General features: G+C 71.2%; 26 protein-coding genes and 1 riboswitch. Of the genes, 14 read left to right on the top strand and 12 right to left on the bottom strand.

Translation table 11 applies throughout. The annotated features are described in order from the left end of the window. The first annotated feature begins 103 nt into the window (after nt 1-103). Together RM788_RS10305 and RM788_RS10310 are read left to right on the top strand one after the other, a co-directional pair. Nucleotides 104-1225, top strand: a complete 1122-nt coding sequence (locus RM788_RS10305) for a sensor histidine kinase (RefSeq protein ID WP_315931373.1) — start codon at nt 104-106, stop codon at nt 1223-1225. Next, nucleotides 1222-1863, top strand: a complete 642-nt coding sequence (locus RM788_RS10310) for a response regulator (RefSeq protein ID WP_315931374.1) — start codon at nt 1222-1224, stop codon at nt 1861-1863. Before RM788_RS10305 ends, RM788_RS10310 begins: the two co-directional genes overlap by 4 nt. Nucleotides 1864-2713: 850 nt before the next feature. Here RM788_RS10310 and arc read toward each other — a convergent pair. Beyond that, complete coding sequence (gene arc, locus RM788_RS10315; RefSeq protein ID WP_315931375.1) at nt 2714-4513, bottom strand: proteasome ATPase; 1800 nt, start codon at nt 4511-4513, stop codon at nt 2714-2716. 612 nt (nt 4514-5125) lie between these two features. Between arc and RM788_RS10320 the strand changes: the two genes are divergently transcribed. After that, nucleotides 5126-5503 (top strand): Rv0361 family membrane protein, encoded by a 378-nt coding sequence (locus RM788_RS10320; protein ID WP_315931376.1) that lies wholly within the window; start codon nt 5126-5128, stop codon nt 5501-5503. Between the two features lie 63 nt (nt 5504-5566). Here the strand turns inward: RM788_RS10320 and RM788_RS10325 are convergent, their stop codons facing one another. Together RM788_RS10325 and RM788_RS10330 are read right to left on the bottom strand one after the other, a co-directional pair. Beyond that, complete coding sequence (locus tag RM788_RS10325) at nt 5567-6394, bottom strand: tRNA (adenine-N1)-methyltransferase (protein ID WP_315931377.1); 828 nt, start codon at nt 6392-6394, stop codon at nt 5567-5569. 81 nt (nt 6395-6475) lie between these two features. Beyond that, complete coding sequence (locus RM788_RS10330; RefSeq protein WP_315931378.1) at nt 6476-6691, bottom strand: hypothetical protein; 216 nt, start codon at nt 6689-6691, stop codon at nt 6476-6478. 146 nt (nt 6692-6837) lie between these two features. Between RM788_RS10330 and RM788_RS10335 the strand changes: the two genes are divergently transcribed. Together RM788_RS10335 and RM788_RS10340 are read left to right on the top strand one after the other, a co-directional pair. Beyond that, nucleotides 6838-7974, top strand: coding sequence for a sensor histidine kinase (locus RM788_RS10335; RefSeq protein WP_315931379.1), 1137 nt, complete (start codon nt 6838-6840; stop codon nt 7972-7974). Beyond that, nucleotides 7971-8636 carry a response regulator gene (locus tag RM788_RS10340; RefSeq protein WP_315931381.1) on the top strand — a complete coding sequence of 222 codons (666 nt, stop codon included), beginning with the start codon at nt 7971-7973 and terminating at the stop codon, nt 8634-8636. Before RM788_RS10335 ends, RM788_RS10340 begins: the two co-directional genes overlap by 4 nt. On the opposite strand, the gene RM788_RS10345 is transcribed toward RM788_RS10340, so the two are convergent. Continuing rightward, on the bottom strand, nt 8611-9741 hold the full coding sequence (locus RM788_RS10345) for a site-2 protease family protein (protein ID WP_315931383.1): 1131 nt from the start codon (nt 9739-9741) through the stop codon (nt 8611-8613). The two genes, RM788_RS10340 and RM788_RS10345, sit on opposite strands and share 26 nt — an antisense overlap. Nucleotides 9742-9859: 118 nt before the next feature. Between RM788_RS10345 and RM788_RS10350 the strand changes: the two genes are divergently transcribed. Further along, a complete protein-coding gene (locus tag RM788_RS10350; protein WP_315931384.1) occupies nt 9860-10747 on the top strand; it encodes a RecB family exonuclease in 888 nt (295 codons plus the stop codon). Next, entirely contained in the window at nt 10747-11520 is a 774-nt protein-coding gene (locus RM788_RS10355) for a thioesterase family protein (protein WP_315931385.1), read from the top strand. Before RM788_RS10350 ends, RM788_RS10355 begins: the two co-directional genes overlap by 1 nt. 42 nt (nt 11521-11562) lie before the next feature. Here the strand turns inward: RM788_RS10355 and RM788_RS10360 are convergent, their stop codons facing one another. The 4 genes from RM788_RS10360 to RM788_RS10375 form a co-directional block, all read right to left on the bottom strand. Next, nucleotides 11563-12201 (bottom strand): lytic polysaccharide monooxygenase auxiliary activity family 9 protein, encoded by a 639-nt coding sequence (locus RM788_RS10360; protein WP_315931386.1) that lies wholly within the window; start codon nt 12199-12201, stop codon nt 11563-11565. 186 nt (nt 12202-12387) lie between these two features. Beyond that, entirely contained in the window at nt 12388-12669 is a 282-nt protein-coding gene (locus RM788_RS10365; RefSeq protein ID WP_315931387.1) for an antibiotic biosynthesis monooxygenase family protein, read from the bottom strand. Continuing rightward, nucleotides 12666-13511, bottom strand: coding sequence for an ATP phosphoribosyltransferase (hisG, locus tag RM788_RS10370; protein WP_315931388.1), 846 nt, complete (start codon nt 13509-13511; stop codon nt 12666-12668). The genes RM788_RS10365 and hisG overlap by 4 nt, the downstream gene beginning before the upstream one ends. A 10-nt stretch (nt 13512-13521) precedes the next feature. After that, nucleotides 13522-13785 carry a phosphoribosyl-ATP diphosphatase gene (locus RM788_RS10375; protein WP_106191219.1) on the bottom strand — a complete coding sequence of 88 codons (264 nt, stop codon included), beginning with the start codon at nt 13783-13785 and terminating at the stop codon, nt 13522-13524. A 175-nt stretch (nt 13786-13960) separates the two neighbouring features. On the opposite strand from RM788_RS10375, the gene RM788_RS10380 reads away from it, so the two are divergent. Further along, nucleotides 13961-14575 (top strand): TetR/AcrR family transcriptional regulator, encoded by a 615-nt coding sequence (locus RM788_RS10380; protein ID WP_315931389.1) that lies wholly within the window; start codon nt 13961-13963, stop codon nt 14573-14575. A gap of 65 nt (nt 14576-14640) precedes the next feature. On the opposite strand, the gene RM788_RS10385 is transcribed toward RM788_RS10380, so the two are convergent. Then, entirely contained in the window at nt 14641-14865 is a 225-nt protein-coding gene (locus RM788_RS10385) for a hypothetical protein (RefSeq protein WP_315931390.1), read from the bottom strand. An 86-nt stretch (nt 14866-14951) separates the two neighbouring features. Between RM788_RS10385 and RM788_RS10390 the strand changes: the two genes are divergently transcribed. The 4 genes from RM788_RS10390 to RM788_RS10405 all read left to right on the top strand — a co-directional run bounded on the left by RM788_RS10390 (nt 14952) and on the right by RM788_RS10405 (nt 17794). Next, nucleotides 14952-15914 (top strand): GlxA family transcriptional regulator, encoded by a 963-nt coding sequence (locus RM788_RS10390; protein WP_315931391.1) that lies wholly within the window; start codon nt 14952-14954, stop codon nt 15912-15914. Nucleotides 15915-15918: 4 nt separating this feature from the next. Continuing rightward, entirely contained in the window at nt 15919-16587 is a 669-nt protein-coding gene (locus tag RM788_RS10395) for a (2Fe-2S)-binding protein (protein WP_315931392.1), read from the top strand. Between the two features lie 34 nt (nt 16588-16621). Next, nucleotides 16622-16809, top strand: a riboswitch (cobalamin riboswitch). A 32-nt stretch (nt 16810-16841) separates the two neighbouring features. Continuing rightward, a complete protein-coding gene (locus RM788_RS10400) occupies nt 16842-17027 on the top strand; it encodes a CbtB domain-containing protein (RefSeq protein WP_315931393.1) in 186 nt (61 codons plus the stop codon). 11 nt (nt 17028-17038) lie between these two features. Continuing rightward, nucleotides 17039-17794, top strand: a complete 756-nt coding sequence (locus RM788_RS10405; protein ID WP_315931394.1) for a CbtA family protein — start codon at nt 17039-17041, stop codon at nt 17792-17794. Nucleotides 17795-17896: 102 nt separating this feature from the next. Here RM788_RS10405 and RM788_RS10410 read toward each other — a convergent pair whose 3' ends face one another. Both RM788_RS10410 and RM788_RS10415 read right to left on the bottom strand, forming a co-directional pair. Then, the gene (locus RM788_RS10410; RefSeq protein WP_399344951.1) at nt 17897-18523 is read right to left on the bottom strand and encodes an HAD family hydrolase; all 627 of its coding nucleotides are present in this window, start codon (nt 18521-18523) and stop codon (nt 17897-17899) included. A 226-nt stretch (nt 18524-18749) separates the two neighbouring features. Beyond that, nucleotides 18750-18950 (bottom strand): hypothetical protein, encoded by a 201-nt coding sequence (locus RM788_RS10415; protein ID WP_315931396.1) that lies wholly within the window; start codon nt 18948-18950, stop codon nt 18750-18752. Between the two features lie 50 nt (nt 18951-19000). On the opposite strand from RM788_RS10415, the gene RM788_RS10420 reads away from it, so the two are divergent. Together RM788_RS10420 and RM788_RS10425 are read left to right on the top strand one after the other, a co-directional pair. Next, complete coding sequence (locus RM788_RS10420) at nt 19001-19897, top strand: PAC2 family protein (protein WP_399343324.1); 897 nt, start codon at nt 19001-19003, stop codon at nt 19895-19897. A 427-nt stretch (nt 19898-20324) separates the two neighbouring features. Next, nucleotides 20325-21506 carry an MFS transporter gene (locus tag RM788_RS10425; RefSeq protein ID WP_315931397.1) on the top strand — a complete coding sequence of 394 codons (1182 nt, stop codon included), beginning with the start codon at nt 20325-20327 and terminating at the stop codon, nt 21504-21506. On the opposite strand, the gene RM788_RS10430 is transcribed toward RM788_RS10425, so the two are convergent. Continuing rightward, nucleotides 21496-23094 carry an ABC transporter permease gene (locus tag RM788_RS10430; RefSeq protein WP_315931398.1) on the bottom strand — a complete coding sequence of 533 codons (1599 nt, stop codon included), beginning with the start codon at nt 23092-23094 and terminating at the stop codon, nt 21496-21498. The two genes, RM788_RS10425 and RM788_RS10430, sit on opposite strands and share 11 nt — an antisense overlap. Nucleotides 23095-23322: the final 228 nt, after the last annotated feature.

Genomic DNA, 23322 nt, shown 5'->3' on the forward strand with positions numbered 1-23322 from the left:
AACACTCGCGCGGTTCCGGCCGCGGCGGATCGGACCAGCGACCACGACCGGGGTCGGACCACGGTCCGATCCCACGCCCCGCGCCCGCCGCTACGGTCGACCGGTGACCGCACCTCACCGCCTGGTCAAGTGGCTGCCGGTGGCCTACACGATCTTCGTGGACGTGGCCGCCGCCGTGGCCGCGACCCTCGTCTACTCCACCTTCGTGGAGATCACCGACGGCCCGGTGCCGTTCGGCTACTTCTTGGCGTTTCTGGTGGGCGTGCCGTTGGCGGTGCGCCGCAAGTGGCCGCCGGCCGTCTTCATGGTCGTGGTGGTCGCCCAGAACACCGCGACGCTGCTCCACATCACCCTCGAGGTGTACACGCCGACCCTGTTCGCCCTGTACATGGTCGCCGTCGCACTGCCCCGCCGCAGGTCCGTGGTGGCGCTGCTGGGCGGCGCGGCCCTGACGGGGGTCGCCGTGGCCTTCGCCGAGCCGTGGCCCGACAACCTGGGCATCACCGCGACGGTGTGGTTCCTCATGGGCGCCACCTGGACGCTGGGCTGGACCATGAGGGTCAGGAGGGCGTTCGCGGTGAGGGCGGCGGCGGAGCAGGCCGAGCACGCGCTCACCGAGGAGCGGCTGCGGATCGCCAGGGAGCTGCACGACATCGTCGCCCACAGCCTGACGATGATCGCGGTGAAGGCGGGGATCGCGAACCACGTGGCGGAGGAGCAGCCCGCCGAGGCTCGGGACGCGTTGAAGGTGATCGAGACGACCAGCCGCGCCACCCTGGTGGAGATGCGGCACCTGCTGGGGGTGTTGAGATCACCGGATGGGCCCGAGTTGTCGCCCGTGCCGGGGTTGGGGGATCTGTCCGGGTTGGTGGAGCGGGCGGCGATGGCGGGGGTTCCGGTCACGCTGACCCTGATGGGCGGGACGAGGGTGCCGGGGGTGCCGGACGGGGTGGGGTTGGCGGTGTACCGGATCGTGCAGGAGTCGGTGACGAACGTGGTGAAGCACGCGGCGCCCGCCGAGTGCACGGTGTCGATCGCCGTGTCGGAGGTGGCGGTGGTGGTCGAGGTCGTGGACAACGGGCCTGGTGAGAGGGTGCTCGCCGGAGGTGGGGGGCACGGGCTGGCGGGGATGCGGGAGCGGGTGGCGATGTACGGGGGGTCGTTCCTGGCCGGGCCCTGTCGCGGTGGGGGGTTTCGGGTGGTGGCCGAGGTGCCGTTCGGATGATCAGGGTGTTGGTGGTGGACGACCAGGCATTGCTCCGGGGGAGTTTTCGGTTGCTGGTGGATTCGGCGACGGATCTGGAGGTGGTGGGGGAAGCCGCGAATGGTCGCGAGGCGGTGGAACTGGTTCGGTCGGTGTCGCCGGATGTGGTGTTGATGGACATCCGGATGCCGGAGATGGACGGGATCGACGCCACCGGGCGGATTTCGGGTGGGGCGAAGGTGTTGATCCTGACCACGTTCGATCTGGACGCGTACGTGTTCGCGGCGCTTCGGGCGGGGGCTAGCGGGTTCTTGTTGAAGGACACGCCGCCGGTGGAGTTGTTGGCGGGTATTCGGGTTGTTGCCGCTGGTGAGGGGTTGTTGGCGCCTACGGTGACGCGGCGGTTGATCGAGGAGTTCGGGAGGAGGCCTGAGCGGAGGGTCACCCGGACGTTGGAGGGGGTTACGGGGAGGGAGAGGGAGGTGTTGGTGTTGATCGCGAGGGGGTTGTCGAATGTGGAGATCATGGGGGAGTTGCATTTGAGTGCGGGGACTGTGAAGACGCATATCGGGAGGTTGTTGGGGAAGTTGCAGGCGAGGGATCGGGCGCAGTTGGTGATTTGGGCTTATGAGGCGGGGTTGGTGGGGGCGGGGGGTTGATTTGGGGAGGGGGTTTGGGGGTGTTTGACGGGTTACTGGTTCGGGGTGGTCGGGGTTCCTGGTTGGGGGTTTTGGCGGGTTCCTGGTCGGGGGTGGTCGGGTTTAGGGCGGCTCCGTCCCCCGCTAGCGCAATTGTCTCAATGCCTTGCCGCACCTTGTCAAGACGATAAGGCCATCTTGACAAGCTACGACAAGGCACGAGGACGCTTTGGATCGGGGGCAGAGGGGAGGTCTGGCTTCGCCAGCATCAGGCTTCGCCTGACAGGGCATCCGGGCTTCGCCTCGGACACGGCATCCGACGCTCCGCGACGGATCGGGCACCTGGCTTCGCTTCGGCGGGGCATCAGGGCTGCGCCGCACAGGACATCCGACGCTCCGCGACGGACAGGGCACCTGGCTTCGCATCGGCCAGGCATCCGAGCTACGCCGGACAGGGCATCCGACGCTCCGCGACGGACAAGGCACCTGGCTTCGCATCAGTGGGGCATCAGGGCTGCGCCGAACAGGGCATCCGACGCTCCGCGACGGACAAGGCACCTGGCTCCGCCTCGGCCGGACATCCGAGCTACGCCGGACCAGGCATCGGACTGCGTCCGACAGGGCATCCGACGCTCCGCGACGGACCAGGCACCTGGCTCCGCTTCGGCGGGGAATCCGGGCTGCGCCGGACCCGGTATCGGCTGTGCCGACCAAGTATCCGGGCTGCGCCGGACGGGTATCGGCTTGGTGGTTGATCGCCTGGCTTCGTCAGGTCTGGTGGTGGGCTGGGTGAGGTGGAGGTGTTCGGGTTTGCCCTGGACGCGGTGAAGCCCGCCTGCCGCGTGGCAGGCGGGCTTCCCGGTTGGTGTGGTTAGAGGTACTGGCCGGTGTTGGTGGCCGTGTCGATGGCGCGGCCCGAGTCTGCGGTCTTGCCGGTGACGAGGGTGCGGATGTAGACGATCCGTTCCCCCTTCTTGCCGGAGATGCGGGCCCAGTCGTCCGGGTTGGTCGTGTTCGGGAGGTCCTCGTTCTCCGCGAACTCGTCGACGATGGCGGCGAGGAGGTGGCGGACCGACAGGCCGGGCTGCTTGGTGTCGAGCAGTGCCTTGATGGCGGCCTTCTTGGCCCGGTCGACGATGTTCTGGATCATGGCGCCGGAGTTGAAGTCCCGGAAGTACAGGACCTCCTTGTCACCGTTGGCGTAGGTGACCTCCAGGAACCGGTTCTCCTCGGTCTCCTCGTACATGCGCTCGACCGTGTGCTGCACCATGCCCTCGATGCAGGCCTTCGGGTCGCCGCCGAACTCCGCGAGGTCGTCGGCGTGGATCGGGAGGTCGGGCGTCAGGTACTTGTTGAAGATGTCCATCGCGCCCTCGGCGTCCGGACGTTCGATCTTGATCTTCACGTCGAGCCTGCCGGGTCGCAGGATCGCCGGGTCGATCATGTCCTCGCGGTTGGAGGCGCCGATGACGATGACGTTCTCCAGGCCCTCGACGCCGTCGATCTCCGACAGCAGCTGCGGCACGATGGTCGTCTCGACGTCGGACGACACACCGGAACCGCGGGTGCGGAAGATCGAGTCCATCTCGTCGAAGAACACGATGACCGGGGTGCCCTCGGAGGCCTTCTCACGCGCTCGCTGGAAGATCAGGCGGATGCTCCGCTCGGTCTCGCCGACGAACTTGTTGAGCAGCTCCGGGCCCTTGATGTTGAGGAAGTAGGACTTGGCCTGCTTCCCGGTCTCACCTCGGGCCTCGAACACCTTCTTCGCCAACGAGTTGGCGACGGCCTTCGCGATCAGCGTCTTGCCGCAGCCGGGAGGGCCGTACAGCAGGACGCCCTTCGGCGGCCGGAGCTTGTACTCGCGGAACAGGTCGGCGTGCAGGAAGGGCATCTCCACCGCATCGCGGATCTGCTCGATCTGCCTGCTCAACCCGCCGATGTCGGAGTACAGGATGTCCGGCACTTCCTCCAGCACGAGGTCCTCGACCTCGGCCTTGGGGACGCGCTCGTAGGCGAAGCCCGCCTTCGAGTCGACCAGCAACGAGTCGCCGATCTTCAACGGCGAGTCGATCAGCGGCTGGGCCAGCCACACGACCCGCTCCTCGTCGGCGTGGCCGACGACGAGCGCGCGCTGGACGGAGTTCTCCGGCTCCTCGCCCTCGAGGATCTCGCGCAACGTGCAGACCTCGCCGGTCTGCTCGAAGCTGCCGCCCTCGACGACGGTGAGCGCCTCGTTCAGGCGCACCGACTGCCCGCGCACCAGGGTGGGGGATTCCACCGCAGGCGAGACGGACACCCGCATGCGACGGCCTGAGGTGAAAACGTCCACCGTGCCGTCTTCGAACTGCTCGAGGAACACGCCGTAGCCACTGGGCGGTTGGGCCAGGCGGTCGACCTCCTCGCGCAGGGCCAGCAGTTGGCCACGTGCCTCTCGGAGGGTGTCAATGAGCTTCGTGTTGCGCTCGGTCAATTGGCTGACGCGCTCGGATGCCTCGGCCAATCGCTGCTCCAGCAGGCGGACGTGTCGCGGGGACTCCGTCAGCTTGCGGCGCAGCAGCGCGATCTCGTCCTCGAGGAACCTGACCTGCGCTGTCAGCTCATCTGAGTTGTTGCCCGTGTTCAGCTCGCCACCCTCATCGGGTTGGCTGCCGGGATGACCGTGCTGCATGTCGGCACCCTCCTCCCGTGTTCGTATCAGCAACGGTACCGGCGATCACCGACAAAAGCGGCTATCTCCAAGGTCATCGAGAGTCGTGTGGCGTCACCAACGACCCTCCCAAGGGGATGGACTGCTCCATCTCGGTGTCAAGTGGAACCACCCACCCGCTACCGTGCGTCCTGTACGTCGTCCACCGGCGTGTGTCCGGGAAGTGTCCACGCCACCAGCGGCAAGTTCTAGGAGAACGTGATGACCGTCCCGCCGCAGCAGCCCGGCCCCTACGGTCAGCAGCCTGATCCACATGGCCAACAGCCTGGGCAATTCGGTCAGCAGCCGGGGTTCGGACAGCAGCCGGGCGGGTATCCTCCTCCCCCCGGCGGTTTCCCACAGGGTGGACAGCAGCCCGGCTACGGACCCCCTTCCGGGGGTTTTCCCCAGCAACCGCCGCAGGGCCAGCCCGGTTACGGCCAGCAGCCCCCTGGGCCCCAAGACCAGTACGGACAGCCCCCGTACGGCCAACCGGGTGGTTTCGGTCAACCCGGTGCTCCGGGGCAGCCCTTCGGGCCTCCGAAGAAGAAAAATCCGCTCGTCTGGGTCTTCGCGGGCGTCGGTGTCCTCGTCGTGGCGGCGATCGTGGTCGTCGTCGTGACGATGACCGGTGGCTCCGCCAAGAGCACCGCCGACGACTTCGCGACCGAGCTCAACAAGGGCAAGGACGCGAACGTCAGCACCCTCCAGTCCCTCACCTGCAAGAAGGACCAGGCGAAGGTCAGCGAGATCAAGGTCAACGACCCCGGCTCGCAGGGCGACGAGTTCAAGGACGTGAAGACCACGTTCTCGGTGGGCGAGGTGGTCGAGACCGGTGACACCGCGACCGCCAAGCTCAGCCTGAAGGTCGAGAACGTGCCGGAGAAGTACAAGGACTTCGTCAAGGACAACTCGGTCACCATGAAGCTGGCCAAGGAAGACGGCGACTGGAAGATCTGCGACACCTTCTGACCCCGTCCCACGACGTCGAACGGCCCGCCGCGGGAGTCCCGCGGCGGGCCGTTCCGCGTCCGGTCAGCCCTTCGACGGCCTGCGCTGGGGGCGCGGCGGCGTGACGCCGTCGGCCAGCCTGCGGGTCGTCAGCAGGAACGCGGTGTGCGCGATCATCCGGTGCTCCGGCCGCACGGCGAGGCCCACGGTGTGCCACGGGCGCACCAGCGTCTCCCACGACTGCGGCTCGGTCCAGTGCTGCTGCTCGCGCAGCGCCTCGGTGACCTTGGACAGCTGCGTGGTGGTCGCCACGTAGATGACCAGCACGCCGCCGGGGATGAGGTTCTTCGCCACCGTGTCCAGCTGCTCCCACGGCGAGAGCATGTCCAGCACGACCCGGTCGACCTCACCGACGTGCGTGGCGAGGTCGGCGACGGTCAGCGACCAGTTGTCGGGGCGCTCGCCGAAGAACTGCTCGACGTTGCGGATCGCGTGGTCGGCGTGGTCCTGGCGTACCTCGTAGGAGATGACGCTGCCCTTCTCCCCCACCGCCCGCAGCAGCGAGCAGGTGAGCGCGCCGGAGCCGGCGCCCGCCTCCAGCACGCGCGCGCCGGGGAAGACGTCGCCGTACATGACGATCTGCGCCGCGTCCTTCGGGTAGATCACCTGGGCGCCGCGCGGCATGGACAGGACGTAGTCCGCCAGCAGGGGCCGCAGGGCCAGGAAGGACGTACCACCGACGGACTGGATGACGGAGCCCTCGGGCTCGCCGATCAGCTTGTCGTGCGGCAGCGCGCCGCGGTGGGTGTGGTACTCCTTGCCCGGTTCGAGCACGATCGTGTAGTGCCGTCCCTTCGGGTCGGTCAACTGCACCCGGTCACCGGGACGGAACGGGCCACTGGCGGCGATCACCGCGGGAAACCTCCTGCTTACGTGCGGAACTCAAGGCGCACGATGGTCTCAGGGGGCGCGGCGACCGCCGACACCGGGCGGTCAGGTCCAGCGGATCACGGCCCTGGTGCCGAAGAACGCGAGGAGCCCACCGACCAGCACGAACGCGATGGCGACCGGCAGGTTCATCGGTTCCGGCACGTAGAGGGCCAGGAACCAGCTCTTCGACTGGACGCCCGCGGCCAGGAAGACCACGGGCAGGATCCCCTGCGGGATCAGCATGACGAACCCGAGGACCTGGGCGATGATCGCGATCATGACTGCCTCCTGGGCTGTCGTCGGAGCGGGCTGCGTTGGCACCAGCCTGGCCGTCCGGGGGCTCCGGCGAGTCCACCGGTCGTACCGGAGGGGTGTCATCACTTCGTAGGACCCGCAGGCCAGGGGCGGTGTGCTGAGATGGCCCGGTGCGCCGACTCCCCGACCCAGCCCGCGATCTGCTGATCGCCCTGGGCTGCTTCTCCGGCGGCGCCCTGCTCTACCGGTTCGACCTCTACGAGCTGTGGGCCGGGCCGTCGGACACCCCGCTCGGGTGGCGGCTGCTGGTGCTCGGCATCGCCTGCCTCGGCCAGCTGCTGCGCGGCCGCGCGCCGCTCGCGGGGACGTTCATCGCGCTGTCGGCGGCGTCGGTGGACGTGGCGCTGGGGCTGAGCGCGCCGGTGATCATCGTGCTGATGGACCTGCTGCACGTGGCGACGCTGCGCGGGTCGAAGCGCACCAGCCAGCTCATCATCGGCCTGGTAGTCACGACCGCGGTCGGCATCGCCGCGGGGATCGCGCTGACCGTGCAGGACTGGCGCAGCGCCGTCGGGTCCGGGCTGCAGATCTTCTCCGTGCTGGTCATGCCGGTGTGGTGGGCGATCAACCTGCGGCAGCACCGGCTGAACACCGAGCAGGTGGAGCGGATCTCGCAGCTGGACCGGCGCGCCGCCGTGACGGCCGAGCGCGCCCGGATGGCGCGGGACCTGCACGACGTGATCGCCGGGCACCTGTCCGCCATCGCCATCCAGTCCGAGGCGGTGCTGTCGATGGCCGCGCGCGACCCGGAGACGGTGCGGACGGTGTTGAAGTCGGTGCGCGAGAACAGCATCCAGTCGCTGGCCGAGATGCGGACCATGATCGACGTGCTGCGGGCGGACGACGAGGGGCCCGACGAGCCCGCCTCGGCGCGGCTGAGCGAGCTGGGGCGGCTGGTGGACTCGGCGCGCGCGGGCGGGCTGCGGGTGGAGCTGTCCGGCGAGGCGCCCGCCGACCTGCCCGTCGCCGTGGACCTGGCGGCGTACCGGATCGTGCAGGAGTCGCTGACCAACGCGCTCAAGCACGCGCCGGGCGCGCGGGTCGAGGTGGCGCTGGACGAGGCCGGGAAGCGGCTGGCGGTCACCGTGACGAGCGAGTGGCGTGGCGCTTCCACGCCGGGTACCGGGAGCGGGCTGGTCGGCATGGCCGAGCGGGCGCAGGCCGTCGGCGGGACGTTCGACGCCGGGCGCGTCGACGACCTGTGGCGGGTCCGGGCCGAACTGCCGACAGGAGGAGCGCGCGGATGACCATCAGGGTGCTGGTGGCCGACGACCACACGGCCATCAGGGCCGGGCTGGTGATGATCCTCGGCGGTGGCGAGGGCATCGAGGTCGTCGGCGAGGCGGGTGACGGCGCCGCGGCGGTGCGGATGGCGCGGGCGCTCAAGCCCGACGTCGTGCTGATGGACATCCGGATGCCGGGCGTGGACGGGATCGCGGCCACCCGCGAGCTGGTCGGCGACGGGGTGTGCCAGGTGCTGGTGCTGACCACGTTCGACATGGACGAGTACGTGCACGCCTCCCTGCGGGCCGGCGCGGCCGGGTTCCTGCTGAAGTCGGTCGGGGCGGCGGCGCTGGTCGACGCGGTGCGGCTGGTCGCGGCGGGCGACGGGGTGCTGGCGCCCAGCGTGACGCGGCGGCTGATGCGGGACTTCGCGGCCGTGGCGCCCCGGCAGGTGGAGCGGCCGAAGGCGCTGGACCTGCTGACCGACCGGGAGACCGAGGTGCTGCGGTGCCTCGGCGAGGGGCTGTCGAACCAGGGCATCGGGAAACGGCTGCACATCGGCGAGACGACGGTGAAGACGCACGTCTCGCGGGTGCTGACGAAGCTGGACCTGCGCTCACGGGTGCAGGCGGCGATCCTGGCGCAGGAGGCCGGGCTGGTCAGCGGCGGTCCAGCGCGGCCTTGAGGTCCTCCCGGCGCAGGACGCCGGACGGGCGGCCGTCCATGTCGACGACGAGGAACTGCCACGCGGCGGTGCCCCGCACCCGTTCGACGATCTCCTCGCCCGGTTCGTCGGCCAGCAGCACGGTCTCCGGGCGGATGGGGTCGGCCGCCTGCTCCGCGGGGGCCTGCGGGGACCTCGTGGAGAGCCTGCGGGCCAGGTCCTGGTCGAGCAGGCCCACGGCCACGCCGTCCGCCCTGACGAGCACCACTCCCCTGCCCGCCGACGCGGCCAGCGCGCCGGACACGGGGCTCTCGGCCGGGAGTTGCAGGACGGGCTGGACCAGTTCGGCGAGGGTGAGGCCCTCGGGCCAGGCGCGCCTGCGCTCGGCCGACAGCTCGCCGCGGGCGCCCGCCACCACGAACCAGGCCGTGAGGACGCAGACGCCGAAGCGGACCCAGGCGTCCTCCTCGCCCTGCACGACGCCCCAGAACGCCCAGGCGACCAGGAGCGCGGCCACCACTACACCGCCCGTCACGGCGGCCCTGGTGCCGGAGGCGCGCTTGCCGGTGGCGGCCCAGATGCCCGCCCGCAGGATGCGGCCGCCGTCGAGGGGGAGGCCAGGGAGCAGGTTGAACACGGCCACCGCGGCGTTGGCGAAGGCCGTCTGGGCGATCAGGAGCCAGAGCGGGTTGCCGGGTTCCATGACCATCGCGGCCAGGCCGAACGCCGCCGCCAGCGCCACCGACACGGCCGGGCCCGCCGCGGCCACCAGACCCTCGTGGCTCGGCCTGGTGGGCGTGCGCGTCATCTCCGACACACCGCCGAGGAGGAACAGCCGCAGTCTGCGCACCGGGAGGCCGAGCCGGATGGCGGTGAGCGAGTGGCCCAGTTCGTGGGCCAGCACCGACAGGCCGAGGAAGAGCGTGAACGCGGTGGCGATGACGAACGCGCTCAGCGCGCTCGCGTCGGGGAGCAGCCTGCCCACCAGCGGGGTGTAGATCAGGACGATCGCCGCGGAGCCCAGCCACCACGAGGGCGCGAGCAGGACGGGCACGCCCGCCGCGCGGAACAGCAGCACCCCGCCGTCCCGGTCGACCCGCCTGCGCCAGCTCCCCGTCATGGCCATTGGGGCAGCCTAGGGTCACCCGTGTACGGCCGCCGTGACACGTGGAGCCGGGGCCCGGCGGCCCGCGCGGCCGGTGCGCGATCGGGAACTGTCGGTGGTCTCGCCTATCGTTCGGGGCATGTCCGACCCAGCAGCGGCCAGTGCGGTCGTCACCAGTACCCGCCCGGTGCGGCGGCCCGCGTTGTCACCGTCCAGGGCCGGGGACTTCAAGCAGTGCCCGCTGTTGTACCGGTTCCGCGCGGTGGACAGGCTTCCCGAGGTGCCCACGAAGGCGCAGGTGCGCGGCACCGTGGTGCACGCGGTGCTGGAGGACCTGTTCGGCCTGCCCGCCGGTGAGCGGACGCCGGAGGTGGCGAAGAACCTGCTGGGGCCCGCCTGGGACCGGGTGCGCGAGGAGCGGCCGGAGTTCGCCGGGCTGTTCGACAGCGCGGACGACCCGGCGCTGACCGAGTGGCTGCTGTCGGCCGAGGGGCTGCTGGACGGGTACTTCGAGCTGGAGGACCCGCGCCGGTTCGAGCCCGACGCCCGTGAGCTGCTGGTCGAGTCGGAGCTGCCGTCCGGGGTGCTGCTGCGCGGGTACATCGACCGCGTGGACGTCGCCCCGACGGGCGAGATCCGGGTGGTCGACTACAAGACCGGCGCCGCGCCCCGGCTGATCGGCGAGGCGAAGGCGCTGTTCCAGATGAAGTTCTACGCGCTGGTGCTGTGGAAGCTGCGCGGTGTGGTGCCCCGGCAGCTGCGGCTGATGTACCTCGCGGACAAGCAGGCGCTGGCGTACACGCCCGACGAGGCCGAGCTCGGCCGGTTCGAGCGGACGCTGGAGGCCATCTGGGAGGCCATCCTGCGCGCGGGCAGGACCGGTGACTTCCGGCCCAACCCGAGCAAGCTGTGCGACTACTGCGACCACAAGGCGTTCTGCCCGGCGTTCGACGGCACCCCACCGCCCTATCCGGGGTGGCCCGAGCCGGACGCGAGCGTCGAGACGCCGCTGGACAGGGTCGACTGATGGCGGGCTTCTACCGGCGCCTGGGCGGCGACCGCTACCTGGCGACCCCGCACACGGCGGGGCCGTGGAGCACGGAGAGCCAGCACCTCGGGCCGCCCTCGGCGCTGCTGGTGCGCGAGATGGAGAACCTGGCGCCCCGCGCCGGCATGGCGTTCGCGCGGGTCGTCCTCGACGTGCTCGGGCCGGTGCCGGTCGCCGAGCTGGAGGTGTCCGCGTCGGTCGTGCGGCCGGGGCGCTCGGTCGAGCTGCTGGGCGCGGAGCTGCGCCACGAGGGGCGCGCGGTGCTGCGGGCCCAGGCGTGGCGGATCAGCGGCGGGGACACCTCGTCGTTGGCCACGGAGTTCTCCGGCATGCTCCCCGAACCGCGGATGTGCCCCGTGATGGAGATGCCCGCCGAGTGGGCGTGCGGGTACCTGGAAGCGGTCGACTGGCGGTCGGTGGAGGGCGGCATCTTCGCGCCCGGCGACGCGATCGTGTGGGGCAAGCCGCTGATGCCGACGGTCGAAGAGGAGGAGAGCACCGCGCTCCAGCGGATGTTCGCCATCACGGACTCCGCCAGCGGGGTGTCGAGCAGGCTGGACATCCGCGAGTGGTTCGCGATCAACACCGACCTCGCCGTGCACCTGCACCGGGAGCCGCAGGGGTCGTGGTTCGCCCTCGACGCCGAGACGGCGATCGGGCCGGGCGGGGTCGGGGTGGCCACGAGCGAGGTGCACGACCTGCTGGGCCCGGTGGGCCGGACCGCGCAGTCGCTGTTCGTCCGCGAGCGGTAGCACCGGGGTGCGGCGGGCGCCCGCCGCACCCCGTGCCCCGGACTACTGGAAGATGACGTCGTTGCAGAAGTAGTACGACTGGTCGAGGTGGCTGGCCTGCCAGATCACGTACACCACGTGCCGCCCCGTGCGGCTACCCGCGTTGACCGAGGTCGCGTACGTCCCGGCGGGCGCGTACTTGCCCGTCGAGGTGACCAGTTCCAGGTTGCCCCACCCGAGTGCCTGCTTGGTCGAGTCGAAGCCCTGCTTGGTGATGTAGACGCGGAGGTAGTCCGCGCCGTGGTGGGCCTGGTCGGTGACGGTCAGGGTGAACTGCTTGCTCTTCGTCGCGGCCTGCCAGGTGCCGACGGTGTCCATCGCGTTGTAGCGGGGGGCCTGCGTGCGCCCGCCGCTGCACAGCGTGCCGTCGGGGATGGCCGCCTGGTGGTTGCCGCCGACGTTCTCGCGGTACAGGCCGTTCCAGTTCCACATCGCGTTGGAGTCGGCCTGCCAGGCCTGCCAGCACATCGGGTCCTTGGTGGCCATCGTCGGGTTCTGGAAGTCGCTGCCCCACCGCTGCCAGCAGCCGTAGTTGCGAGACGGCGGATCGGTGGTCGAGCCGTGCGCGCCTGCGACGCCGACCACGAGCGAGGCGAGCAGTGCGGCGACCGCCGCGAACACGCCGAGTGCTTGCGTTAACACCTTTCGGAAGTTCACACGTCCTCCACGTTGAGGATTGCGAAACAGGGGTCTGGGAACGCTCCCAGCTCGCACCGTAGCGAAGGATTCACGTTCTGTGAACACGGGTCACGGCCGTGGAACGCCAACCCGCAGGTAGCCGGTGACGAGATGGCCGGATCCGGCCATGCCGATGGGGTGGAATAGGGGCTACGCGTAGTGCTCGACCACGGGGAACGGGTCGTAGAAGTGGTGCAGGAGTTCACGCCACCTCGGGTACAGCGGGCCCTCGCGGAAGCCGACGGTGTGGTCCTCCAGGGTTTCCCAGCGGACCAGCAGCAGGTAGGCGTCCGGCCGCTCGACGCAGCGCTTCAGCTCCAGGCCGACGAAGCCCGGCGAGGCCGAGATGACGCTCTCGGCCTCGCCGAACGCGGCTTCGAACTCGGCCGAACGGCCGGGCACGACGTCCAGGTGGGCGACTTCCAGGATCACAGGCGGCAGAACCGGATGTCCGACGCCAGGATCGCCTTCGCGCCCAGCGCGGACAGCTGGTCCATGAGCCGGTTGGCTTCCTTGCGGGGCACCATCGCGCGCACGGCCACCTGGGCCGGGTCGGCGAGCGGGGCCACGGTCGGCGACTCCAGGCCGGGCGTGACGCGCAGCGCCTCGTCCAGCAGCGTGCGCGGGCAGTCGTAGTCGAGCATCAGGTAGTGCTGCGCGAAGACGACGCCCTGCAAGCGGGCGGTGAGCTGCTGCTTCGCGGGCGAGTCGTCCACGGCCGAGGAGTGGATGAGGACGGCCTCGGACTCGCAGATGGTGTGGCCGAACGGCACCAGGTCGTGCTGCTGGAGGGTGCGGCCGGAGCCGACCACGTCCGCGATCAGGTCGGCCACGCCGAGCTGGATGGAGATCTCCACCGCGCCGTCGAGCCGGATGATCTCCGCCTCGATGCCGTGCTTCTCCAGGTCCGCCTGCACGAGCGTCTTGTACGCGGTGGCCAGCCGCTTGCCCTTGATGTCGGCCAGCTGCCAGTCGGTGCCCTTGGGGCCCGCGTAGCGGAAGGTCGAGCCGCCGAAGCCGAGCGACAGCCGCGATTCGACGTTCGCCCCGGAGTCGCGCATCAGGTCGAGACCGGTGATGCCGAGGTCGAGCCGGCCGGAGCCGACGTAGATGGCGATGTCCTTGGGGCGCAGGAAGAAGAACTCGACCTCGTTGGCCGAGTCGATGACGGTGAGGTCGCGCTGCTCGTTGCGCTGGCGGTAGCCCGCCTCCCTCAGCATCTCGGAGGCGCGCTCGGCGAGCGCGCCCTTGTTCGGAACAGCCACGCGCAGCATGGGTCTCCCCTTACAGGTACTTGTAGATGTCGTCCAGGGTGAGCCCGCGGCCCAGCATCAACACCTGCAGCCGGTAGAGGAGCTGCGAGATCTCCTCCGACAGCCGCTCGTCCGACTCGTGCTCCGCCGCGATCCACACCTCGCCGGCTTCCTCGAGCACCTTCTTGCCCTGCGCGTGCACGCCGGCCTCCAGTGCCGCGACGGTGCCGGACCCCTCTGGCTTGGTGTGGGCGCGCTCGCTGAGTTCCGCGAACAGCTCGTCGAAGGTCTTCACGAGCGGGAATCCTCCCATCCCGCGCGCCCCGGCACGCCATGCGGTGGCGGATGTCCACCCAGTGGACTGACGGAGGACACCTCGACCGCGGTCGCGGAAGCACCGGCGGGGACGGTTGGTTCTTGCCCTCCGGGCAATCTTGCACGGTAAGCAAGATCCCCACTATCGTGTCCCGATGACGACCCCACCCCTCGGCCTGCGCGATCAGAAGAAGCTGGCCAGGCGCGAAGCGATGATCCAGGCGGCCGTTCGGCTCGCGGTGGAACGCGGCGTGGAGAACGCCCTGATCGAGGACATCACCGCGGCCGCGGGGGTGTCGCACCGGACGTTCAGCAACTACTTCGGCGGCAAGGCGGAGGCCATCGCGGCCCGCCACCTCGACCGGGCGCGCGGGGTCGCGGAAGCGCTGCGCGGCCGACCGGCCGACGAGCCGCTGTGGGACGCGATCACGCACGCGGCCCTGTCGCCGTACAAGGCGGACCGCAAGCGCCCGGATCCGGAGTGGACGGCCAGCATCCGGCTGATGACGAGCGAGCCGAGCCTGATCGGGGAGTTCCTCAAGACGAACGCGATCGCGGAGCGGGAGCTCGCCGAGGTGGTCGCCGAGCGGACCGGGACCAGGGTCACCAGGGACCTCTACCCGCGGTTGGTCGCGGCGACGGTGTGGGCGGCGGTGGAGGTCGCGACGGACAAGTGGCTGAGCACGGCCAAGCCCGCGCCGATCACGCAGCTGGTGCGCAACGCGCTGCGGCAGGTGGCCGCGGGCCTGCCCGACCCGTCGGCCGGGTAGCACGGGAACGGCCGGACCCCGGTGTTCACGGGGCCCGGCCGCGAGGTCGGGGTACTGCCCGGCGCTCAGGCACTCCGGTGCGGGCGGAGCGCGGGGATCCGGCCGCGGCGCGAGGTGGCGCCGTAGGCGGAGGCCGCGCGGAGGTCGGCGTCGGTGCGGATGAGGTCGCGGTCCTGCACGTCGTGGCTGCCGGCGAGCCGGGTGTGCGGGGAGGCGTCGCGGTTGTTGTTGCGCTCCAGGCCGTAGGCCAGCAGAGCCAGGACGATGAGGGCGAACACTGCGGTGGTCATGGCAGTAAATTTACGATGCACAACATTTCACCAACAGTGGCAGCTCTGACGTTGTGCAACAAAATCCTGCCAAGTACTCTCGGGACATGCTGAACACCGTCGCCTGCGTCGTCATGGACGGCCTCGCCCCGTTCGAGTTCGGTCTCATCTGCGAGGTGTTCGGCATCGACCGCACCGACGAGGGCGTGCCGCCGATGGAGTTCCGGGTCTGCGGCGAGCACCCCGGCGTGCCCGTCCGCACCGGCGTCGGCGCGAGCCTGACCCCGGACCTCGGGCTGGACGCGCTGGTCGGCGCCGACCTGGTGGCCGTGCCCGCGTTCCGCATCCGCGACGAGTACCCGCCCGCCGTCGTCGACGCGCTGCGCCAGGCCGTCGCCGCGGGCGCCACCGTGCTCTCGGTGTGCAGCGGCGCCTTCCTGCTGGGCGCGGCGGGCCTGCTCGACGGGCGCCACTGCACCACGCACTGGCAGTACGCCAAGACCTTCCCCGCCAGGTTCCCGCTGGCGAAGCTCGACCCGGACGTGCTCTTCGTCGACGACGGCAACATCGTCACCAGCGCGGGCACCGCGTCCGGCATCGACGCCTGCCTGCACCTCATCCGCCGCGAACACGGGTCGGCGGCCGCCACCGCCATCGCGCGCCGCATGGTCGTGGCCCCGCAGCGCGACGGCGGCCAGCGCCAGTACGTCGAACTGCCCATCCCCACCTGCACCGCGGACAGCCTCCAGCCGATCCTGGCCTGGATGCTGGAATCCCTGGCCACCGAGCACCCGGTGTCCGAACTGGCCCAGCGGGCCCAGCTGTCCGAACGCACCTTCGCCCGCCGGTTCGTCGCCGAGACCGGCACCACGCCGCACCGCTGGCTGACCACGCAGCGCGTCCTGCGCGCCCGGCACCTGTTGGAGGACACCGACTTCAGCGTCGACGAGGTCGCGCGGCACAGCGGCTTCGGCACGGCGCCGCTGCTGCGCCACCACTTCCACAAGGCCGTCGGGGTGACCCCGAACGACTACCGCCGCACGTTCGCCCACCGTCCGACCGCGGTGTAGCGGCATGTCCGACTACGCGGCCGTCCTGGCCACCCTGCGGCGCGCCCGCGTGATCAGCCCGTTCTTCGTGCTCGACGTCGGCCGCCCGGACGACACCTGGCTGCCCGGCACGGCGCTGACCGACGGGAGCCGGGCGCTGCCGGACACCCTGGACGCGATCGGCGCGCGCTACCGGACCACCGAACGGCGGGTGGCCGCGTCGCTGTTCTTCCTCAGCTACACCGCGCGCCTGCTCTGCCCCACGGTCGCCGCGCACGTGCTGGACGGCGCGATCCCGGACATCCGGCCGGGGAACCTGTGGTGGCGCTACGACCCGGAGCAGGGCCTGCGGGTCCGCCTCGACGAGCCGACGACCGGCCCCGGCATCGCCGAGGCGATGGCGCCGGTCGTGGACGCGGTCCGCGCGGAGAGCGGTGTCGCGGCCGGGCTGCTGTGGGGCAACGCGGCCTCGTCCATGGCGGGCGGGCTGCGCACGATGGCGGGTACCGGCACCGCGAGCCCCGAGGAGTGCCTGGCGACGGCCGCGGAGCTGTTCGCCGACAAGCCGTTCCGGCAGGCGGGCGGCTTCGTCGACTTCCCCGGCGAAGTGGCCTTCCGCCGGTCGAGCTGCTGCCTCTACTACCGCCTCGACGGCGGCGGCACCTGCGGTGATTGTCCGCTGTCACCGAGGTGACCTGCACGACAACTCGTCTGGTCGGTTGTGCCGGGGCACACGCGGCCTTTACGGTTCCACCGCCGCAGTGGACGGGAAGCCGGTGTGAATCCGGCGCGGTCCTCGCCACTGTGACCGGGTAGCGACCCCGCCGAGAACGTCACTGGCAGAGAGCCTGCTGGGAAGACGCGGGCTAGCGGTGACCTGGGAGTCAGGAGACCGGCTGCGGCGCCGAGTAAACCGTTGACCTTCCACGAGGTATGGAGGAGCCCGTCATGACGAGCCCCGCATTGACACCGTCCATCGCCGTGCCCAAATGGGCTTTCGCCGTCGCGCTCGTGGCCTTGATCATCGCTTGGATGGTCCTCCAGGAGAACGGCGTCGCGCTCGGCGCGGCCGCCGAGAACGTCCACGAGTTCTTCCACGACGGACGCCACGCTCTCGGCGTTCCGTGCCACTAGGCACCGCGCGCATGGCACCCAACACCTACACCGGACTGCTGACCCGCGGCCTCGCCGCGGGTGGCGTCGCCGGTCTGGCGGCCGGACTGGTCAGCCTGTTCGTCGTCGAAGTGCCGATCCGCGCCGCGCTGGCCGTCGAGGAGGCCCGCGAGGCGGCGGAGCACGCCGAAGGCGGCGAGCACGAGCACGCGGAGCTGTTCAGCCGCGGCACCCAGGTCGTGGGCGGTGTGCTGGCCGCGGTGGTCCTCGGACTCGCGGTCGGCGCCCTGTTCGCGACGATCTTCGCCTACACGCGGCGCTGGTTCGTCGACAAGCAGCCGTTCTTCCGCAGCGCCGCGCTCGGGCTGTCGGCGTTCGGCGTCGCGGCGCTGCTGCCCGCGATCAAGTACCCGGCCAACCCGCCCGCGGTGGGCGACCCGACGACCGTCAACTACCGGACGGGCCTGTACCTCGGGCTCATCCTGGCGGGCATCGTCGTCGCGTACGGGGCGACCTACCTCGCCTCGCGGCTCGGCCACCTGGCCGCGCCGGTGCGCGTCACCGCCGTCCTGCTCGCGACCGTCGTCGCGGTGACCGTCCTGCTGCTGGTGTTCCCGCCGCCGCCGGACGCGATCCCGGCCGACATGCCGTCCGGTGTCCTCTGGGACTTCCGGCTGGCGTCGTTGGCCGAGACGGCGACGCTGTGGATCGGACTCGGCCTGGTGTTCGGACTGCTGATCGACCCGGCGGTCCGGAAGACCAAGCCCAGGACGGCCGTAGCGGCCTGATCGGACACACCGGTGGAAGGGGAGCCCTCGCGGGGGCTCCCCTTCCCCGTGTCACAGGGCTTTTCGGGTCACTGCGGCTTTCCGGATTGCAGGGCTTTCGGGTCACAGGGCCGAGAGCACGGCCAGGTCGACACCCACGAGCGATTCGCGGAAGACCCGCCGTTCCCCCTGCCCGACCGGGACGTCGCACGGCACCACCAGCACCGTGCACCCGGCGCCGACCGCGGACGCGACGCCCGTGGGCGAGTCCTCGACCGCGACGCAGTCGGCCGCGTCCACGCCGAGCAGCCGGGCGGCGCGCAGGTACGGCTCCGGCAGCGGCTTGTTGTGCCCGTCCACCTCGTCGCCGCACACCGTCACGTCGAACAGGTCGCGGCCGATGGTGTCCAGCGCGACCTCGGTCAGCGCCCGCTCGGTCGACGTCACCAGCGCCATCGGCACACCCGCGTCCCGCACCGCGCGCAACGCCTCCCGCGCGCCGGGCCGCCACGGCAGACCGGTGCGGAACACCTCCTCGGTGCGGCGCGCGATCCACACCGCGGCGTCGTCGAGGTCGTCCTGGGACGGCACCAGGCCGACCTCGGAGTACAGCAGCGACAGCGTGGTCGGAACGTTGGAGCCCACCATCGCGTGCCGGGTCTCCAGCGACAGCGTGCCGCCGAGCTTCTCGGCGAACTCGTACAGCGGGATGTCCCAGAGCTTCTCGGAGTCCAGCAGGGTGCCGTCCATGTCCCACAGGACGGCGGCGGGCCGCCCATCGGGCGGAGCGGTGGGCCGCCCGTCGGGCACGGCGGCAGGCCGCCCATCGGATGCAGTGGCGGGCCGCCCATCGGACACGGCGGCAGGCCGCCCATCGGACACGGCGGCAGGCCGCCCATCGGACGCAGTGGCGGGCCGCCCGTTCAACCGAACGGAGGGATCTCCGTCCGACGGGGTGGTCGGGCCCCTGTCCAGCTCAGACATCGAAGTGCTCCGCTTCCGGGTGGTGCGCGTCGGGCGCGTCGGTGATGTCGAGGATCTCGTGGCGACCCTCGTGACCTGCGAAGTCGTCGAGCGCGAGGTCGACCGGCCGGAGCGTGGCGCCCATCGGCCCGTCGGCGACGACCGCACGATCTTCGAGCGCGGTCGGCAAAGGTGATGAGACACGATCCACCATGCGCCAAGCCTACGGGCAACGGACTTGGACCAGGGTCGTAGTCTGACCCGGTGACCGATCCGGACCAGGCCTCCCCCACCCCCTACGACCCTCGGAAACCCCTCACCAACCCGATCATGGTGGCGGCGTTCGAGGGCTGGAACGACGCTGGAGACGCAGCCAGTACCGCGATCGAACACCTGCAACTCACCTGGGACGCGACGCCGCTCGCGGAGATCGATCCCGACGACTACTACGACTTCCAGGTGACGCGACCCACGGTCCGCATGGTGGACGGCATCACCCGGAGGGTCGAATTCCCCACGACCCGCCTGACGGTGTGCAGGCCCCCCGGCTCCGCCACCGACGTGATCCTCGTCCACGGCATCGAGCCCAACATGCGCTGGGGCAGGTTCGCCGCCGAACTCCTGAGCCACATCGAGGGCCTGGGCATCACCACCGTGGTGACCCTGGGCGCCCTGCTCATGGACACCCCGCACACCCGCCCGGTCCCGGTGACCGGCACCGCCTACGACGAGGAGTCCGCGGCCAAGTACGGCCTCGAACGCTCCCGCTACGAGGGCCCGACCGGGATAGTGGGCGTCTTCCAGGACCTCTGCGTCCAGGCGGGCATCCCCGCCATCTCCTTCTGGGCCGCGGTCCCCCACTACGTCTCCCAGCCCCCGTCCCCCAAGGCCACCCTGGCCCTGCTGCACCGGGTCGAGGAGGTCCTCGACGTCGAGGTGCCGCTCGGCGCGCTGCCCGAGCAGGCGGAGGAGTGGGAGCGGACCGTCAGCGAGATGGCGGACGAGGACGAGGACGTCCGCAACTACGTGCGGGCGCTGGAGGAGCGCGGGGACGCGGAGATCGAGATCACCGAGGAGAGCGGCGACGCGATCGCGGCGGAGTTCGAGCGGTACCTGCGCCGTCGCGGCCGTGGGCCGGGGCGAGGACCTGCCGGTCTGTGACCTGAACGGCGGCCGTGCCGCCACCCGTCGTGGTGGCGGCACGGCCGAATCGCGTCCCACCGGGACACGAAGAGGTGAAACGACCACCCGGTCGGGTACGGCGGTATCGCCGAGGTCGCGGCACTTCTCGCGACCGCGGAACCCGCCGTCGATGAGGAGCGGACGTCGACCGCCACACTCGCGGCGAAGGAACCAGCCAGCTTCCAGCACCGGTCGCGAAGATCATCGAATCCGGTGGCCGCGTCGGAAGTGCCATGGGGTGTGACGTCCGTTTCACCCGGTAGGCGCGAGGGGGAACACCGCGCGTCGCCGCCCGACCTGCCTTCGGCTGAAGCTCCACCCCCGATCGGTGGACGACCACCGACCGGAGTTCACTGTCGGGTGTGCATCGACCCGTGAAGCTCCCCGCGTCGCACCACTCCACCCCATGACTCCCGCCAAGGGCTGGAAAGCCGGGGCGACCACGGCGGCCCTCTACGCGGGCGGCCTGCTCGGCCCCTTCGGCGGGGCCGTGACGTCCTCGGTCCTCCCCGAGATCGGGGCCGACTTCGACCGCACGGCGGGCGACGCGGCGGTCACCCTGACCCTCTACCTCCTCCCCTTCGCCGCCCTGATGCTCTTCTCCGGCACCCTCGGCGCCCGCTGGGGCGCGGTCCGGACGGTCCGGACCGCCTACCTCGTCTACGTCCTCGCCTCCCTCCTCTGCGCCGTGGCCTGGACCTTCCCGGTCCTCCTGGCGGGGCGGGTGCTGCAAGGCGCGGCCAACGCCTTCACCACGCCCCTCCTCCTGACGGCGCTGGCGGCGCTGACCCCGAAGGAGCGGCTGGGCCGCACCCTGGGCGTCTTCGCGTCGATGCAGGCCGTCGGCCAGACCTCGGCCCCGCTGGTGGGCGGCCTGGCCGCCGAAGCGTCCTGGCGCTGGGCGTTCCTCGGAGCGGCCGTCCTGGCGGCACTGCTGGCGTGGGTGGGCATGCCCGAGACGGCGGCACCGGACACCGGTCGGCTGAGGCTCCGCAGCGCTTGGCGACCGTCGGTCGTGCGCATCGCGGTGACCGGCTTCATCGTCTGGGGCTGCCTGGGCGGGCTGTCGTTCCTGGTCGCCTTCCGGCTGGGCGACGGGTTCGGTCTCGGCGCCGGGCAGCGGGGTCTGGTGCTGACCGGCTTCGGCATCGCCGGAATCCTCACCGCGCGCCTGGTCGGGCGGGCCGTGGACCGCTTCGGCGCCCGGCGGTGCGTCCTGCTCGGCTCGGTCGTGGGCGCCGTCCTGCTGGCCGGGGTCGCGCTGCTCCCGTCCCTGTGGGCCGTCGGCCTCCTGTGGGCGGCGGCGGGCGCGTGCAGCCAGGGGATCATCGTCGGCGTGAACGCGCTGGTGCTCTCCGACCAGGGCGCCAACCGGGGCGGGTCCGTATCGGTGGTCCAGTCGCTGCGGTTCCTCGGCGGCGCCCTCTCACCGGCCCTGATCGTGCCCCTCTACCACCTCGACGCGGTCCTGGCCTTCCTCGTCCCCGCCGCCCTGCTCGTCGTCGTCCCCCCGCTGGTGCTGCGCCGCCGACACGCCCGCACGGACATGCGGCCCGGCCCGGAACCCGACCGAACAGTCAGGTCATGATGTCCCGGCGGCGGAACGCGGCGAGCCCGGTGGCCACGAGCGCGGCGGCGATGAGCACCAGCCACACCAGCGGAACGGGGTCGATGTCGCCCGCCGGGAACCTCGGGATGTGGGTGAACGGCGACAGGTCCATCGCCCACTGGTCCAGCCCCAGCAGCGGTCCGAGCTGGCCGAGCAGCAGGAACACGACGAGCGCGACCCACCCCGCGACGACCAGGCGCGGTGCCGCGCCGAACGCGAGGACCACGATGCCGGTGAGCACCCACGCGGCGGGCAGTTGCAGGATCGCGGAGACGAACACCGGCCCGAACCGGCTCATGTCCCCGGACGCCGAGCCGTGAGAGAGGCCCGCGCCCGCACCGGCCGCGGCGAGCAGCAGCGCCGAACCGCCGAGCGCGACGACGAGGTGGCTCCACGCCCAGCCGGTGCGCGAGACGGCGGCGGCCAGCAGGGGTTCGGCGCGCTGGCCGGTCTCCTCCGACCTCAGCCGCAGGGCGGCCTGGATGCCGTAGATCGACGCGATCAGGCCGATGATGCCCATCTCGGCCGAGATGAAGGCGTCGGTGATCGCGTCCGTGCCGCCGAGCTTCGCGACCACCTCCCGCGCGGACGGGCTGTCGACGAACCCGCCGACGTTGCCCGCGATGTTGCCGAGCACCAGCCCGAGCCCGGCGAACGCCGCCGTCCAGCCGAGCAGTGAGCCGCGTTGCAGGCGCCAGGCCAGGGCGAAGGTGCTGTTCAACCGGGTGGAGCCCGCGGGCCCGAGCCGGTCGGCGACCAGGCCCGCGCCGAGGTCCCGACGCTCGACCAGCGCGTACGCGCCCGCCACCGCCACGACGGCGAAGCCGACCACGACCAGCAGGACCCACCAGCGGTCGCCCGCGTAGGGCCGGAACTGCTGGCCCCAGCCGATCGGCGACAGCCACGACATCCAGGTCGGGCCGTCCGGGCCCGCCGTGTCGCCGACCGCGCGGACCACGTAGAGGACGCCGAGCGCGATCGCGGCGAGACCGGTCGCGCCGCGGGCCGTGGAGGAGACCTGCGCGGTGATGGCGGCGATCCCGGCGAAGGTGATGCCGACCCCGCCCCAGGCGAGGCCGAACGCGAACGAGCCCGCCGTCGGCATGCCCGCCGAGGCCACCGACACGGCGGTGATCAGCGCCAGGACCGCGTTGGTGGCGACGACGACGATCAACGCCGAGGTCAGCGGCGCGTACCGGCCGACGACGGTGGAGCCGACGAGTTCGAGCCGCCCGGATTCCTCCTCGGCGCGGGTGTGCCGGACGACCAGGGTGATCGACAGCAGCGCGACCAGCACCGCGCCGATCCCGCCGGTCTTGACCATGGAGATGCCACCCTCCGACGCCGGGTCGTACACCCGGCCGTAGAGGGCGACCAGCGCCGCCGTGCTGTTCGCCGCGGTGGCGGAGGACACCCGCGACTCGACCGTCGAGTAGAGGTCGACGGCGGCCGCGGCGGACCCGGCGGCCAACAGCACGAGGCCCGCGATCCAACCGGGCAGCATGATCCGGTCGCGGCGCAGCGCGAGCCGCACCAGCGCACCGGTGCCGGTGTAGCCCCCGCTCATCGCGCCACCGCCACGGCTTCGGTCTCCTGCTCGCGGTGTCCGGACAGCCGCTCCGGCGACCGGCCGCGGCAGGACGCGAACGCGACGAACCCAGCAAACGCAGCATCGGTCTTCGGCCTGCGGTGCCCAGACCACCGCCCCGGCGACCAGCCGCCGCAGGACGCGAACGCGGCATCGGTGTCCGGCTTGCGGTGCCCAGGCAACCGCCCCTGTGACCTGCCGTCGCAC

It is taken from the genome of Umezawaea sp. Da 62-37, assembly GCF_032460545.1.
Lineage (GTDB): Bacteria > Actinomycetota > Actinomycetes > Mycobacteriales > Pseudonocardiaceae > Umezawaea.

What these genes read in the sequence shown, in the direction of transcription:
- RM788_RS10310 (WP_315931374.1), top strand. Translation starts at nt 1,222, where the DNA reads ATGATCAGGGTGTTGGTGGTGGACGACCAGGCATTGCTCCGGGGGAGT.
- arc (WP_315931375.1), bottom strand. Translation starts at nt 4,513, where the DNA reads ATGCAGCACGGTCATCCCGGCAGCCAACCCGATGAGGGTGGCGAGCTG.
- RM788_RS10330 (WP_315931378.1), bottom strand. Translation starts at nt 6,691, where the DNA reads ATGATCGCGATCATCGCCCAGGTCCTCGGGTTCGTCATGCTGATCCCG.
- RM788_RS10340 (WP_315931381.1), top strand. Translation starts at nt 7,971, where the DNA reads ATGACCATCAGGGTGCTGGTGGCCGACGACCACACGGCCATCAGGGCC.
- RM788_RS10345 (WP_315931383.1), bottom strand. Translation starts at nt 9,741, where the DNA reads ATGGCCATGACGGGGAGCTGGCGCAGGCGGGTCGACCGGGACGGCGGG.
- RM788_RS10350 (WP_315931384.1), top strand. Translation starts at nt 9,860, where the DNA reads ATGTCCGACCCAGCAGCGGCCAGTGCGGTCGTCACCAGTACCCGCCCG.
- RM788_RS10355 (WP_315931385.1), top strand. Translation starts at nt 10,747, where the DNA reads ATGGCGGGCTTCTACCGGCGCCTGGGCGGCGACCGCTACCTGGCGACC.
- hisG (WP_315931388.1), bottom strand. Translation starts at nt 13,511, where the DNA reads ATGCTGCGCGTGGCTGTTCCGAACAAGGGCGCGCTCGCCGAGCGCGCC.
- RM788_RS10380 (WP_315931389.1), top strand. Translation starts at nt 13,961, where the DNA reads ATGACGACCCCACCCCTCGGCCTGCGCGATCAGAAGAAGCTGGCCAGG.
- RM788_RS10385 (WP_315931390.1), bottom strand. Translation starts at nt 14,865, where the DNA reads ATGACCACCGCAGTGTTCGCCCTCATCGTCCTGGCTCTGCTGGCCTAC.
- RM788_RS10390 (WP_315931391.1), top strand. Translation starts at nt 14,952, where the DNA reads ATGCTGAACACCGTCGCCTGCGTCGTCATGGACGGCCTCGCCCCGTTC.
- RM788_RS10395 (WP_315931392.1), top strand. Translation starts at nt 15,919, where the DNA reads ATGTCCGACTACGCGGCCGTCCTGGCCACCCTGCGGCGCGCCCGCGTG.
- RM788_RS10400 (WP_315931393.1), top strand. Translation starts at nt 16,842, where the DNA reads ATGACGAGCCCCGCATTGACACCGTCCATCGCCGTGCCCAAATGGGCT.
- RM788_RS10405 (WP_315931394.1), top strand. Translation starts at nt 17,039, where the DNA reads ATGGCACCCAACACCTACACCGGACTGCTGACCCGCGGCCTCGCCGCG.
- RM788_RS10410 (WP_399344951.1), bottom strand. Translation starts at nt 18,523, where the DNA reads ATGGACGGCACCCTGCTGGACTCCGAGAAGCTCTGGGACATCCCGCTG.
- RM788_RS10415 (WP_315931396.1), bottom strand. Translation starts at nt 18,950, where the DNA reads ATGGTGGATCGTGTCTCATCACCTTTGCCGACCGCGCTCGAAGATCGT.
- RM788_RS10425 (WP_315931397.1), top strand. Translation starts at nt 20,325, where the DNA reads ATGACTCCCGCCAAGGGCTGGAAAGCCGGGGCGACCACGGCGGCCCTC.
- RM788_RS10430 (WP_315931398.1), bottom strand. Translation starts at nt 23,094, where the DNA reads ATGAGCGGGGGCTACACCGGCACCGGTGCGCTGGTGCGGCTCGCGCTG.